The sequence below is a fragment of the Streptomyces lasalocidi genome (genome assembly GCF_005280215.1).
GTDB classification, from domain to species: Bacteria; Actinomycetota; Actinomycetes; order Streptomycetales; family Streptomycetaceae; genus Streptomyces; species Streptomyces longwoodensis.
In genome coordinates this window covers 2,161,519-2,175,307 of record NZ_SZNQ01000001.1, presented here as the reverse complement: position 1 = coordinate 2,175,307, position 13,789 = coordinate 2,161,519, and the positions used below count along the sequence as shown (strand labels likewise).

General features: G+C 74.4%; 14 protein-coding genes. 11 read left to right on the top strand and 3 right to left on the bottom strand.

The window, feature by feature from the left end; all coding sequences use genetic code 11:
* The first annotated feature begins 129 nt into the window (after positions 1–129).
* The 6 genes from E4U91_RS09745 to E4U91_RS09720 all read left to right on the top strand — a co-directional run bounded on the left by E4U91_RS09745 (position 130) and on the right by E4U91_RS09720 (position 5,225).
* Positions 130–924, top strand: coding sequence for a metallophosphoesterase family protein (locus tag E4U91_RS09745; protein ID WP_137306483.1), 795 nt, complete (start codon positions 130–132; stop codon positions 922–924).
* Positions 925–1,058: 134 nt separating this feature from the next.
* On the top strand, positions 1,059–1,499 hold the full coding sequence (locus E4U91_RS09740) for an SRPBCC family protein (protein ID WP_137306482.1): 441 nt from the start codon (positions 1,059–1,061) through the stop codon (positions 1,497–1,499).
* Between the two features lie 44 nt (positions 1,500–1,543).
* Positions 1,544–2,716: an ArsA family ATPase gene (locus tag E4U91_RS09735; RefSeq protein ID WP_137306481.1), complete on the top strand. Its 1,173-nt coding sequence runs from the start codon at positions 1,544–1,546 to the stop codon at positions 2,714–2,716.
* 57 nt (positions 2,717–2,773) lie between these two features.
* Positions 2,774–3,331, top strand: a complete 558-nt coding sequence (locus E4U91_RS09730; protein WP_137306480.1) for a DUF5304 domain-containing protein — start codon at positions 2,774–2,776, stop codon at positions 3,329–3,331.
* A 53-nt stretch (positions 3,332–3,384) separates the two neighbouring features.
* On the top strand, positions 3,385–4,338 hold the full coding sequence (locus E4U91_RS09725) for an ROK family glucokinase (RefSeq protein WP_137306479.1): 954 nt from the start codon (positions 3,385–3,387) through the stop codon (positions 4,336–4,338).
* A 134-nt stretch (positions 4,339–4,472) separates the two neighbouring features.
* Entirely contained in the window at positions 4,473–5,225 is a 753-nt protein-coding gene (locus E4U91_RS09720; RefSeq protein ID WP_137306478.1) for an endonuclease/exonuclease/phosphatase family protein, read from the top strand.
* 53 nt (positions 5,226–5,278) lie between these two features.
* Here E4U91_RS09720 and E4U91_RS09715 read toward each other — a convergent pair whose 3' ends face one another.
* Complete coding sequence (locus E4U91_RS09715; RefSeq protein ID WP_137306477.1) at positions 5,279–5,842, bottom strand: hypothetical protein; 564 nt, start codon at positions 5,840–5,842, stop codon at positions 5,279–5,281.
* On the bottom strand, positions 5,835–6,614 hold the full coding sequence (locus tag E4U91_RS09710) for an alpha/beta hydrolase (RefSeq protein WP_137306476.1): 780 nt from the start codon (positions 6,612–6,614) through the stop codon (positions 5,835–5,837). The genes E4U91_RS09715 and E4U91_RS09710 overlap by 8 nt, the downstream gene beginning before the upstream one ends.
* Positions 6,615–6,762: 148 nt before the next feature.
* Between E4U91_RS09710 and E4U91_RS09705 the strand changes: the two genes are divergently transcribed.
* The 5 genes from E4U91_RS09705 (at position 6,763) to E4U91_RS09685 (ending at position 11,795) form a co-directional block, all read left to right on the top strand.
* The gene (locus tag E4U91_RS09705) at positions 6,763–7,527 is read left to right on the top strand and encodes a lysophospholipid acyltransferase family protein (protein WP_137306475.1); all 765 of its coding nucleotides are present in this window, start codon (positions 6,763–6,765) and stop codon (positions 7,525–7,527) included.
* Between the two features lie 41 nt (positions 7,528–7,568).
* Complete coding sequence (gene macS / locus E4U91_RS09700; RefSeq protein WP_137306474.1) at positions 7,569–8,807, top strand: MacS family sensor histidine kinase; 1,239 nt, start codon at positions 7,569–7,571, stop codon at positions 8,805–8,807.
* Positions 8,804–9,517 (top strand): response regulator, encoded by a 714-nt coding sequence (locus E4U91_RS09695; RefSeq protein ID WP_137306473.1) that lies wholly within the window; start codon positions 8,804–8,806, stop codon positions 9,515–9,517. Before macS ends, E4U91_RS09695 begins: the two co-directional genes overlap by 4 nt.
* Before the next feature lie 115 nt (positions 9,518–9,632).
* On the top strand, positions 9,633–10,661 hold the full coding sequence (locus E4U91_RS09690; protein WP_137306472.1) for an ATP-dependent 6-phosphofructokinase: 1,029 nt from the start codon (positions 9,633–9,635) through the stop codon (positions 10,659–10,661).
* A 138-nt stretch (positions 10,662–10,799) separates the two neighbouring features.
* The gene (locus E4U91_RS09685; protein WP_137306471.1) at positions 10,800–11,795 is read left to right on the top strand and encodes a 2-hydroxyacid dehydrogenase; all 996 of its coding nucleotides are present in this window, start codon (positions 10,800–10,802) and stop codon (positions 11,793–11,795) included.
* Here E4U91_RS09685 and E4U91_RS09680 read toward each other — a convergent pair.
* On the bottom strand, positions 11,747–13,693 hold the full coding sequence (locus E4U91_RS09680) for an anthranilate synthase family protein (RefSeq protein WP_137306470.1): 1,947 nt from the start codon (positions 13,691–13,693) through the stop codon (positions 11,747–11,749). The two genes, E4U91_RS09685 and E4U91_RS09680, sit on opposite strands and share 49 nt — an antisense overlap.
* Positions 13,694–13,789 lie beyond the last annotated feature (96 nt).

Here is a 13,789-nt window from a genome sequence, read left to right as displayed (position 1 = left end):
ATGTTCGCTGCGTCACACGGATGGGGGTTGCTCCGCGTACGGTAGTCCACCCACCAACTGACCCACCAGTAACCGCAGGTCCGGCCCACTCTGTTCACCCGTGCCGCACACGCCCTACGCTTGATCGCCATGGCATCCACACCGGCCCGCACCCGCACGCGCGTCCACGTGGTCAGCGACGTGCACGGCAACGCCAGCGACCTCGCCCGGGCGGGCGACGGCGCGGACGCACTCGTCTGCCTCGGGGACCTCGTCCTCTTCCTCGACTACGCCGACCACTCCCGCGGCATCTTCCCCGACCTCTTCGGCGTGGAGAACACCGACCGGATCGTCGCCCTGCGCACCGCCCGGCGCTTCGAGGAGGCACGCGCCTTCGGGGCCCGGCTCTGGGCGGGCGTCGGCGACGACCGCGCCGCGGTCATCGAGCAGGCGGTGCGCAAGCAGTACGCCGAACTCTTCGCGGCCTTCCCCACCCCGACCTACGCCACCTACGGCAACGTCGACATGCCCCCGCTGTGGCGGGAGTACGCCGGACCCGGCACCACCGTGCTGGACGGCGAGCGGGTCGAGATCGGCGGCCGCGTCTTCGGCTTCGTCGGCGGCGGCCTGCGCACCCCGATGCGCACCCCCTACGAGATCAGCGACGAGGAGTACGCCGCGAAGATCGAGGCGGTCGGCGAGGTGGACGTGCTGTGCACGCACATCCCGCCGGAGGTGCCCGAGCTGGTCTACGACACCGTCGCGCGCCGCTTCGAACGGGGCAGCCGCGCCCTGCTGGAGGCGATCCGCCGCACCCGCCCGCGCTACGCCCTGTTCGGCCATGTCCACCAGCCGCTGGCCCGGCGGATGCGGATCGGGGCGACCGAGTGCGTGAACGTCGGCCACTTCGCCGGGACCGGCACGCCGTGGGTGCTGGAATGGTGAGCGGCCGCCGCGCAGGCGGTGGAGGCGGCAGGTCGAACGCGCGGTAGCCTTCACGCTGCACACACGTGCGCACGCCCGGCGCACGGACACCTTTCAGCGGTCTTCAGCGGCGCGCATCCCAAGGAGCCACGGCGATGGCGGAACACACCAGCTCGAGCATCACGATCGAGGCGGCACCGGCCGACGTGATGGCGGTCATCTCCGACTTCGCGCGCTACCCCGACTGGACCGGCGAGGTGAAGGAGGCGCAGGTCCTCGCGACCGACGCGGCCGGACGCGCCGAGCAGGTGCGGCTCGTCATGGACGCCGGGGCCATCAAGGACGACCAGACCCTGGCCTACACCTGGACCGGGCAGGACGCGGTCTCCTGGACGCTGGTGAAGTCGCAGATGCTGCGCTCCCTGGACGGCTCCTACGTGCTGCGGCCGGCCGGCGCCGGGGCGACCGAGGTCACCTACTCCCTGACCGTCGACGTCAAGATCCCCATGCTCGGCATGATCAAGCGCAAGGCCGAGAAGGTCATCATCGACCGCGCCCTCGCGGGCCTGAAGAAGCGGGTCGAGTCGGGCAAGTAGCGGCTCCCCGGGGCGGCCCCGCCCGTCCACTACCGTTCACCCCTATGCGCACCCTCTTGATCACCGGCCCCGGCGGCAGCGGCCGTACGACGCTCGCCGCCGCCACCGCACGCGCCGCCGCCCAAGAGGGCATCCGCACCCTCGTGCTCGGCGCCGACCGCGGCGACACCCTCGGCGCCGCGCTCGGCGTGCCGACCGGACCCGAGCCCGTGGCGGCCGGACCGGGGATCACCGCCTGGCGGCCCGACCCGGCCGCCGCGTTCCGCTCCGACCTCACCGCCTTCCAGGAGCGGGCCACCACCGTCCTCGACCTGCTCGGGGCGCAGCGGCTCGACCCCGAGGAGGTCACCCCGCTGCCCGGCGCCGAGGAGCTGTCCCTGCTGCGCGCCCTGCGCGACGCCGCCCTCGCCGACCGCCACGACCTGCTCGTCGTCGACCTGCCCCCCACCCACCAGGCCCTCGCCCTGCTCGCCCTGCCCGAGGAACTGCGCCGCTACCTGCGCCGCCTGCTGCCTCCCGAACGGCAGGCCGCCCGCGCCCTGCGCCCGGTCCTCGGCCGCCTGGCCGGCGTGCCCATGCCCGCCGAGTGGCTCTACGACACCGCCGCCCGCTGGGACCTGGAGCTCGCCGCCGTCGAGGCCGTCGTGAACGACCCCGGCACCGTCGTCCGGCTCGTCGCCGAACCCGGGCCCGCCGGTGCCGACGCCGTCCGTGAGGCCGGCCTCGGCCTCGCCCTGCGCGGCCTGCGCACCGAGTCCCTGGTCGCCAACCGCGTCCTGCCCGAGGACGGGGCGTCCGGTCCGTTCGCCGAGCTCGCCGCCCAGCAGCGCAAGACGCTCGCCGAGTGGCACGCGGCCGGCACCGCCGTGCACACCGTCGCCCACCTCGGCCGCGACCCGCGCGGCCCCGACGACCTCGCCGCGCTCGCCGCCCCGGCCGTCAACCCCGTCCGTCACCCGGTCGAGTGGCCGGTGCACGACCGGCTCGCCGACGACGGCGTGCTCGTCTGGGACATCCCGCTGCCCGGCGCCATACGCGACACCCTCGACCTGGTCCGGCGCGGTGACGAACTCCTCGTGACGGCCGGGCCCTTCCGCCGGATCGTCCCGCTGCCCTCGGCGCTGCGCCGCTGCACCGTCGCCGGCGCCGCCCTGCGCGAGGGCGTCCTGCGCATCCGGTTCGCCCCCGATCCCGCCCTGTGGCCGCGGACCCCATGAAGGTGCTACCGCCGTTCGGGTAACGTCGGAGGGACGAGCCGTAGTCAGGAGTCCGTCATGAGCAGCGAAGACCGACCCGCCCCCGACGGCGCCGCGGACGAGCCCGTCGAGCGGACCGAACAGGCCGAACGGACCGAGCAGGCGGAGCGGGCCGAGCGGACCGACCGAGCCACCGATGCCGACGCCTGGGCCACCGCCTGCGCCGAGGACCTGGCCGCCGAGAAGGCCCGCCGCCGCACGCAGCACGGCCCGCCCCCCGGCTCCGCCGCCGAGGAACTGCGCAGGCTGGTCGACACCGTCGCCGACAAACTCGCCGGCCTGCAGTCCCCGCTGCTGGGCGCCGTCGCCGGGCCCGCCGCCCAGCAGGTGGTGCGCCAGGTCGTCCAGCAGGCCAAGTCCGCCGTCGAACCGGTCATCGAACGCAATCCGGACGTCTTCGACCACCTCGCGGCCGCGGGCGGCGAACTCCTGGCCGCCTACCGCTCCGCCGTGCAGGCCCAGGAGAAGCGCTGGACCGCGGGCGAACGGGACCTCGGCGACCTCGACGACCTGCGCGACCCCGGCGACGACGGCCCCTCCGGCACCGGCCCCGGCCAGCGCATCGACTTGGACTGAGTCCCCTCGGGTACGGTTGGCCGTAGCGGGGCACGACCGGAACTGAGGGATTCATGGGACTCACCATCGGCGTCGACATCGGCGGCACGAAGATCGCGGCCGGCGTGGTCGACGAGGAAGGCAACATCCTCTCGACCTTCAAGGTGCCGACCCCCACCACGCCCGAGGCCATCGTGGACGCCATCGCCTCGGCGGTGGAGGGCGCGCGTGCGGGGCACGAGATCGTCGGCGTGGGCATCGGTGCCGCCGGATACGTCAACCGGCAGCGCTCCACCGTGTACTTCGCCCCGAACATCGACTGGCGCAACGAGCCGCTGAAGGACGAGGTCCAGGAGCGCACCGGCCTGCCGGTCGTCGTGGAGAACGACGCCAACGCGGCCGCCTGGGGCGAGTACCGGTTCGGCGCGGGCAAGGGCCACCGCAACGTCATCTGCATCACCCTCGGCACGGGCCTCGGCGGCGGCATCATCATCGGCAACAAGCTGCGCCGCGGTCACTTCGGCGTCGCCGCCGAGTTCGGCCACATCCGCATGGTGCCCGACGGCCTGCTGTGCGGCTGCGGTTCCCAGGGCTGCTGGGAGCAGTACGCCTCCGGCCGCGCCCTGGTGCGCTACGCCAAGCAGCGCGCCAACGCCACCCCCGAGCGGGCCGAGATCCTGCTGCGCCTGGGCGACGGCACGCCCGCGGGCATCGAGGGCAAGCACATCTCCGTGGCCGCCCGTCAGGGCTGCCCGGTCGCCGTCGACTCCTACCGTGAGCTGGCCCGCTGGGTCGGCGCGGGCCTCGCCGACCTCGCCTCGCTGTTCGACCCGTCCGCGTTCATCGTCGGCGGCGGCCTCTCGGACGAGGGCGAGCTGGTCCTCGACCCGATCCGCAAGTCGTACAAGCGCTGGCTGGTGGGCGGCAACTGGCGCCCGGTCGCCGACGTCCTCGCCGCCCGGCTCGGCAACAAGGCCGGTATGGTCGGCGCGGCCGACCTGGCCCGGGAGCCCGACCCGATCATGTGACGGCCCCTCGCTCCGCGGGACACCGCGCGGCCGGCCAGCCCTACGGCGGCCGCGCGGACCCGCGCCCGAGTCCGTGGGGCGTGCGCGGCCGCGCGGACCCGTGGCCCCGCGACGCGGGGCGTACATTGATCCACATGGAGCCGCTCCCCAACTCCCGCACCGCACCCGACGGTTCCGCCGTCGTCCGGGTCCTGAGCTACAACATCCGTTCGATGCAGGACGACACCGACGCCCTCGCCCGGGTCGTCACGGCCTGCGCCCCCGACCTGGTCCTCCTCCAGGAGGCCCCGCGGTTCTTCCGCTGGCGCAAGAAGCTGGCCCGGCTGGCGAGCGCCGCGGGCCTGGTGGTCCTCTCCGGCGGCGGCACCGCGGCCGGCCCGGCGCTGCTGTGCTCGCTGCGGGCCACGGTCGAGCGCACCGAGGACGTCCTGCTCCCGCTGACCCCCGGTCAGGTCCGCCGCGGCCTGGCCACGGCCGTCGTCCGGATCGGCGGCGCCCGGCTCGGCGTGATCAGCTGCCACCTCGGCCTCACCGCGGGCGAACGGTACGAGCACGGCGGGCTGCTCCTGGACCACCTCGCCGCGCTGGGCGTGCAGCACGCGGTCGCCGGCGGCGACCTCAACGAGGAGCCGGGCGGACGCACCTTCACCCGCCTCTCCGCCGCCCTCCGGGACTGCCGGGCCGTCGCCCCCTGGGGGGCCGAGGCCACCTTCACCCCGGCCGAGCCGCGCAAGCGCATCGACGCGGTCTTCGCGACCGCGGGCATCGAGGTGCTCGGCTGCGGCGTGCCCACCGAGGACGTGCTGCCCGGCCTGTCCCGGGCGGACCTGAGGGCGGCCACGGACCACCTCCCGGTCCTGGCCGCCCTCAGGGTGCCTGCGCTCTAGCCCACGTCTGCGCGTCCGCCGCGTCTGCCGCGTCCGTCCGTGTGGCCGGCGTCTCAGACGACCGCGCCGCGGCCCGGGTCGCCGTCGTCCTCGTCGTCCGTCTTCATGCGGACCACCAGCGTCGCGAAACCGCCGAGGAAGCCGCCGATGCCGGTGGTCGCCAGCCACCACGTCATGTCCCAGCGCAGCAGCACCGCCAGCAGGAGCAGCAGCGGCCCGCCGATCACCGCGAGCCAGGCGAACTTGGCCGTGGTGTCGGCCGCGGGCAGCGGCGGCGGCTCCGGCGGCACGAAGTGGCCCTCGTCGTCCTCCCCGAGGTCGTCCTCGGCGGGCTCGGGCGTCGCGTAGTCGCGCGGGCCGACGCCGGGCGCGAAGGCCACCGAGCCGCCCAGCGAGGCCGGCCGGGCGGGCTGCTCGGGCGCGGGCTCGTCGTCGTTGGTCTCCGGCTCCAGCAGGGCCAGGTCCTCCACCGACTTGAAGGGCTTGGCGCCCGGCGGGTCCGGGGGCTCGTCGCCGAACCCCGCGACGATCGCCGCCCAGGCGGCCGCCTCGTCGAAGGGCACGCTCTGTTCCTCGGGCTCGAGACCGTCCTCACGGTCGGAGTCGTGCTCAGCCACCTGCGGTCGTCCCTTCCTCACCGACACGGGGAGCGAGCCGGTCGATGAACGCGAGGCTCTCCGCGAAGATCCGGTCCGCGTCGTGGTCCAACGTCGCGACGTGGTAGCTCTGTTCCAGCAGGATCTCGGTCACGTCCGTCGACGACACCCGGCCCAGGACCCGCGCCGAGTCGACGGCCGGCACCACGTGGTCCTGGGGGCTGCGCAACAGCAGCAGCGGCTGGGTGACCTGGGGCAGCTCGCCGTCCACCAGCCGGAAGAAGGACCGCAGGGAGTGCGCGGCGTGCAACGGCACCCGGTCGTACCCCAGTTCCGCCGCGGACTCCAGGGCGATGTCGCTCGCGATGCCCCGGGTGGTGCGCACCAGGTGCCGGGCCACCGGCAGGGCGTACGCCGACAGGCCGTGCACCTTGATCGCGGGGTTGACGACGACCACGCCGCTCACCGCGTCCCCGTGCCGCGCGGCCAGCCGCAGGGCCAGCGCGCCGCCCATCGACAGGCCCGCCACGAACACCCGGGAGCAGCGCTCGCGCAGCAGGCGCAGCTCGCGGTCCACCTCGGCGTACCAGTCGGGCCAGGCGGTGACCGCCATGTCCTCCCAGCGCGTGCCGTGCCCGGGCAGCAGCGGCAGGGAGACGGTCAGGTCCCGCTCGGCCAGGTACCGGGCCCAGGGGCGCAGCGACTGCGGGGAACCGGTGAAGCCGTGACACAGGAGGACCCCGGTCTCCCCGCCCTCGTGGCGGTACGGCTCGGCTCCAGGAAGGACCGGCACCTTCGGTCTCCTGTTCTTCATGAAGGGACGTGTGGTTCACCGTACGCGACCGCACTGACACCGACCAGGCCCGTCGGGCTCCGGGGCGCCACTTGGGGTTAAGGTCTGTTCGACACACACAGGAGGCACTCGGTTGTTGTACGGCGCGATGAAGCTTTCCATCGGGGGGCCGCTGAAGATGATCTTCAGGCCCTGGGTGGAGGGCCTGGAGAACGTCCCCGCCGAGGGTGCCGCGATCCTGGCGAGCAATCACCTGTCCTTCTCGGACTCGTTCTTCCTGCCCTCGGTCCTCGACCGCAAGGTGACGTTCATCGCCAAGGCCGAGTACTTCACCACGCCCGGAGTCAAGGGACGGCTGACGGCCGCCTTCTTCAAGGGCGTCGGCCAGCTCCCCGTCGACCGCTCCGGCGCGCGCGGCGCGGGTGAGGCGGCGGTGCGCAGCGGGATGGAGGTGCTGGAGCGCGGCGAGCTGTTCGGCATCTACCCGGAGGGCACCCGCTCGCCCGACGGCCGCCTCTACCGCGGCAAGCCCGGCGGCCTCGCGCGCGTGGCGCTCGCCACCGGGGCGCCCGTCATCCCGGTCGCCATGATCGACACCGAGAAGATCCAGCCGCCCGGCCAGGTCATGCCGAAGATCATGCGCCCCGGCATCCGCATCGGCAAGCCGCTGGACTTCAGCCGCTACCAGGGCATGGAACACGACCGGTTCGTGCTGCGCGCGGTGACCGACGAGGTCATGTACGAGATCATGAAGCTCTCCGGCCAGGAGTACGTCGACATGTACGCGACCGCCGCCAAGCGGCAGATCGCGGACGCCGCCAAGGCCGAGAAGGAAGCGGAGAAGGCCGCGCGGGCGGCCCTCGCGCAGGCCGAGAAGGACCAGGCCGAGAAGGAAAAGGCCGAGGGGCAGTAGCCGGGGGCCGAAGAGGCCGGGGGAGCAGGGGGTCGGGGGAGATGGCCGCACGGGAGCGCGTCCTGCGGATGTCGGTCGAGCTGCCGCTGTGGCGCGCGCTGACCGCGTACCGCGTGCTGAGCCTGCTGTACGCGGTCGGCCTGTTCGTCTCCGCCTACGACGACTACGACCGGCCCGGTGTCGCGATCGGCTACTACGCCGTCCTCGCCGTCTGGACCCTCGCCACCCTGCCCCGCGTGCACAACGCGGCCGCCTGCACCAAGCCCTTCCTCGCCGCCGACCTGGCCGTCGCCCTGACCGGCATCGTGCTGACCCCGCTGGTCGTCACCGACCAGCACATCCTGGACGGCGGCCCCACCCTGCCGTCGATATGGACCGCAGGATCGGTCCTCGCCTTCGCGCTGCGGGGCGGCTGGCGCTGGGCCGTGCTCGCCTCCACGCCCGTCGCGGCCGCCAACCTGATCGAACGCGGCCACCCGGCCCGCGACACCGTGCACAACGTGATCCTGGTCTGGGTCGCCTCCATCGCCATCGGCTACGTCGTGGAGGTCGCCCGCGCCTCCGAGCGCACCCTCGCCCGCGCCCTGGAGATCGAGGCCGCCACCCGCGAGCGCGAGCGCCTCGCCCGGGACATCCACGACAGCGTCCTTCAGGTGCTGGCGATGGTGAAGCGCCGCGGCACCGCCCTCGGCGGGGAGGCCGCCGAGCTGGGCCGGATGGCCGGCGAGCAGGAGGTCGCGCTGCGCACCCTGGTCTCCGGCGGGCTCGTGCCCGTCTCCCGGGTCTCCCACGACGCCGCCGAGGGCGCCCTGGTGCGCGAGGTCGAGCTGCCCGACGACCCCGGCGCCGACGGCCCCGCCGACCTGCGCGCGCTGCTCGCGCCGTACGCGGCCGAGCGGGTCAGCCTCGCCGGCCCGGGGGCGCCGGTGCTGCTGCCCCCGGCCGCCGCCCGCGAGCTGGCCGCCGCCGTCGGGGCCGCGCTGGACAACGTACGGCAGCACGCCGGCGACGACGCCCGGGCCTGGATCCTGGTCGAGGACGAACCCGGCGCGGTGATCGTCACCGTGCGGGACGACGGCCCCGGCATCCCCGACGGCCGTCTCGCTCAGGCCGAGGGCGAGGGGCGGCTCGGGGTGGCCCTGTCCATCCGGGGCCGGCTGCGCGACCTCGGCGGCAGCGCCGAGCTGGTCTCCACACCGGGGCAGGGCACGGAAGTGGAACTGACGGTGCCGAAGGACACGGCGCCGACGACACCGCGGGGGAAGGCGGGACAGCGATGAGCGAGACCGGGACGGGGACGGACACCGGGTCCGTGGGCGGGGACGGGGCACCGATCCGCGTCATGGTGGTCGACGACCACCCCATGTGGCGCGACGCGGTCGCCCGGGACCTCGGCGAGGCGGGCTTCGACGTGGTCGCCACCGCCGGCGACGGCGACCAGGCGGTGCGCCGCGCCCGGGCCGCCGCCCCCGACGTCCTCGTGCTCGACCTCAACCTGCCCGCCAAGCCGGGCGTCCAGGTCTGCAAGGAGGTCGTCGCCGCCGACCCGGCGCTGCGGGTGCTGGTGCTGTCCGCGAGCGGGGAGCACGCCGACGTCCTGGAGGCCGTCAAGTCCGGCGCCACCGGCTACCTGCTGAAGTCGGCGTCCACCGAGGAACTGCTGGACGCGGTGCGCCGCACGGCCGTCGGCGACCCGGTGTTCACCCCCGGCCTCGCCGGTCTGGTGCTCGGCGAGTACCGCCGCCTGGCCGCCGAGCCGGCGCCCGCCGCGGACCCCGACCGGCCCGGTGCGCCCCGGCTGACGGACCGCGAGACCGAGGTGCTGCGCCTGGTCGCCAAGGGCCTGAGCTACAAGCAGATCGCCGAGCGGCTCGTCATCTCCCACCGCACGGTGCAGAACCACGTCCAGAACACCCTGGGCAAGCTCCAGTTGCACAACCGCGTCGAGCTGGTGCGGTACGCGATCGAACGGGGCCTGGACGACGAGTGAACGCGCGGCGTCCGGCGCCCCGCGGCCGCGCCGGGCTGCCGGAAGGGGGCGTCGGCGGCCCCTCGCCCCGCTAGCGTGGACCATGAAACGTCGTCGGCCGGGCGGAGGCACCCCCATGCGCGTCGGAGTACTGACCGGAGGGCGCGACTGCCCGGGCCTCAACGCCGTGGTGCGGGCCGTGGTCCGCAAGGGCGTCCAGGTGTACGGGCACGAGTTCGTCGGCTTCCGCGACGGCTGGCGCGGCCCGCTGGAGGGGGAGACGGTCCCCCTCGACATCCCCGCGGTGCGCGGCACCCTGCCCCGGGGCGGCACCATCCTCGGCTCCTCGCGCACCGACCCGCTGGCCCGGGAGGACGGTGCCCGCCGCATCCACGACACCCTCGCCGAGTACGGGGTGGAGGGCCTGATCGCGATCGGCGGCCGGGACACCCTGGGCACGGCGGCCCGCCTCGCGGACGAGCACGGGGTGCCCTGCGTGGGCGTGCCCAAGACCATCGACAACGACCTGCCCGGCACCGACCGCACCATCGGTTTCGACACCGCCGTCGGCGTCGCCGTCGAGGCGATCGACCGGCTGCACACTACCGCCGAGTCCCACAAGCGGGTGCTCGTCGTGGAGGTGATGGGCGGTGAGGCCGGCTGGATCGCCGTCCACTCGGGGCTGGCCGGCGGGGCGAACGTGATCCTCGTCCCCGAGCAGCCCTTCGACGTCGACCAGGTGTGCGGCTGGGTGACCTCCCGCTTCCAGGCGACGTACTCGCCGATCGTGGTCGTCGCCGACGGGGCCGTGCCCAAGGAGGGCGAGGCGGCGCTCGGCCGGACGCCGGCCGGCGCACCGGGCCGGGTGCGGCCGTCCGGGGTGGGGGAGTGGCTGGCCCGCGAGATCGAGCACCGCACCGGCAAGGAGGCCCGCACGACCGTGCTCGGCCACCTCCAGCGCGGCGGCTCGCCCAGCCCCGCCGACCGCTGGCTCGCCACCCGCTTCGGACTGCACGCCATCGACGCCGTCCACGAACGGGACTTCGGCACGATGGTCGCCCTGCACGGCACGGACGTCGTGCGCGTCCCGCTGCGCGAGGCGACGGGCCGGCCCCGGACGGTGGACCCGGCGCTGTACGAGGAGATCGGGGTGTTCTTCGGCTGACCCGGCGGGGCCCGCCGATCCGGCCGGACCTGCGAGGGGCACCCCGTCCGACCGGCGGGCCCGGGCGCCCCGCCGTATATTCGGCACCGCCGGTCCGTCCGGCACCGCCGGCCCGAGCGATCACGAGGGAGCGCGCGCGTGGAGATCCTTGCCTTCGGTGTGCAGGCCGACGAGCGGCCCCTGATCGAGCGGGCCTTCGCCGGGCACCACGAGGTGCGCTGCCTGGACGTGTTCCTCACCGAGGACACCGCGCCCATCGCCGGGGGCCACGAGATCGTCTCCACCAGCGTCAACTGCGGCCTCGGCAACGGGGTGCTGCAGAGCCTGGCCGCGGGCGGCACGCAGATGATCGCCCAGCGCTCGACCGGCTTCAACAACGTCGACCTGCCGGTGGCCGAGCGGCTCGGCATGACGGTCGCCCGGGTGTCGTCCTACTCGCCGTACTCGGTCGCCGAGTTCGCCTGGACCCTCGCCATGGCGGTGAACCGCCGGGTTGTGCGCGCCTCCACCCGCACCCGCGACTTCGACTTCCGCCTCGACGGGCTGATGGGCCGCGACCTGCACGGCCGCACCGTCGGTGTGCTCGGCACCGGCAAGATCGGCGAGGCGTTCACCCGCATCGCGCACGGCTTCGGCATGCGGCTGCTCGGCTGGGACGTCGCCGAGAACCCGGCCTGCCGGGAACTGGGCATGCGCTACGTCCCCAAGGAGGAGCTGCTCGCCGAGGCCGACCTGGTCAGCCTGCACGTCCCGCTGATGCCCCAGACCCAGCACCTGCTCGACGCGGCCGCGCTGAAGGCCATGAAGGACGACGCGATCCTGGTCAACTCCAGCCGCGGCGGCCTGATCGACACCGCGGCCCTCGTCGCCGAGCTGCGCGAGGGCCGCTTCACGGGCGTCGGCCTCGACGTGTACGAGGCCGAGGCGGGCCTGTTCTTCCTCGACAAGTCCCTGGAGGCCATCGCGGACGACACCCTGGCCCGCCTGGTCACCTTCCCCAACGTCCTGGTCACCTCGCACCAGGCGTACTACACCGAGGACGCCGTCGGCCAGATCGTCGACACCACCGTGCGCAACGTCCTCGACTACCTCGCGGGTCGCTGCTCCGAGAACGTGCTGGTGCCCCGCAGCTGACCCAGCAGCTCCCGCACGACGCCCGCGCCGTCCAGCGAGAGCACCGACTCCGGGTGGAACTGCACCCCGGCGAACCCCGGCCCGCGCAGCGCGTGCACCTCGCCGGCCGGGCTGCGGCTGACCTCGACGCCGCGCGCGGCCAGTCCGGCGGCCGCCCCGTCGTCGCAGCGGGCCACGAAGCTGTTGTAGAAGCCGACCGTCTCCGCCCGCCCGAACAGGTCGATCGTGGTCTGCGCCCCCTGGTACGGCACCTCCTTGCGCACGATGTCCAGGCCCAGCTCGGCCGCGATCAGCTCGTGGCCCAGGCACACGCCCAGCACCCCATGCCGGTGCGCGCCGAGCACGGCGGCCGTCAGCTCCCGCAGGAACCGCATCTTGGGGTCGGCGAGGTCGGCGGGGTCGCCCGGACCGGGGCCGAGCACCACCGGCCCCTCGTGCGCGAGCACGGCCTCCCGCAGCCCGGGTGCGTCGTAGCGCCGCACGGTCACCTCCAGCCCGGCCGAGCCCAGCACGTGGGCGAGCATCGCGGTGAACGTGTCCTCGCCGTCGACGACCAGCGCGTGGCCCTCCAGCGCGTCCGACCGCTCCTGCATCCGCAGCCAGAACGGCGCCAGCGACGCGCGGCGCCCGTCCAGCGCGGCCCGCACGCGCGGGTCGTCGGCGAGCCGCCCGCGCGTGTGCTCCTGCCGCGGCCGGGACGGTCGGACGCCGAGGGCGGCGAGCACCCCGGCCGCCTTCGCGTGGGTCTCGGCGACCTCGCCCGCCGGGTCCGAGCCGCGGACCAGGGTCGCGCCCACCGGCACGCGCAGCCGGCCGTCGGCGGAGATGTCGGCCGTGCGGATCAGGATGGGCGAGTCCAGGGTCTGGGCGCCGCCCGCGTCCCGGCCGAGCAGGGCCAGCGCCCCCGCGTAGTAGCCGCGCCCGCCGCTCTCGTGGCGCTCGATCACCCGGCAGGCGTTCTGCACGGGCGAGCCGGTGACGGTCGCCGCGAACATCGTCTCCTTCAGCACCTCGCGCACGTCCAGCGACGACCTGCCGCGCAGCTCGTACTCGGTGTGCGCGAGGTGGGCCATCTCCTTCAGCCGCGGCCCGACCACCACCCCGCCCCGGTCGCCGACGGTGCACATCATCTTCAGCTCCTCGTCGACGACCATCGACAGCTCCTCGATCTCCTTGCCGTCGGCGAGGAAGCGCAGCAGGTGCTCGGGCGTCGGGCCCCCGTCCGGGTACCGGTACGTGCCGCTGATCGGGTTCATCACGACGGTCCCGCCGGACATCCGCACGTGCACCTCTGGGCTCGCCCCGACGAGGGTCCGCCCACCCGTCTCCCACCGCCGCCCTTCTGCGGAAGGCCCTTCGGGCCCCTTCTGATCCCCGGTGTGCACGACGAACGTCCAGTACGCCCCCCGCTCGCCCTCCAGCAGCCGCCGGAACAGCGCCAGCGCGTCGGCCCTGCCGAACCCGGGGACGTCACCCTCGTAGGTCCGCCGGATCACGAAGTTGGCGCCCTCGCCCCGGCCGATCTCCTCGCGCAGCACGCGCGCGACGATCTCGCCGTACTCCTCGTCACCGACGTCGAAGCCGCCGGCGCGGACGGTCACGTCGTGCTGCGGGAGACGGGCGAGCACCTCGTCGAGGGGCAGCGTGTGCGTCTCCTCGGGCGTGAGCACCGCCAGCGGGGTGCCGTCGTCGCGGACGTCGAAGCCGCGCTCGCGGATCTGCCGGAACGGCACGAGGGCCAGGCCCTCGTCGGGGAGGTCGGCGAGGCGCTCCACCGTGGTGACCGGGCCGACGAGCAGCTCGACCGCCGCCTCGTCGTGGCCCGGGGTGCGGCGGCGCAGCAGGGCGAACGGACGGGTGTCGTCGAGCAGGTCGTCGAGCAAGCCGGGCAGATGCATGGTCCGTGCTCCTTCTCCGTGGATGCGGTGGGAGGCGGGAGAGGAACGGACCCCGGGAAACGCCGAAGGCCGCCCCTCGGGCGGCCTTCGCGAAGT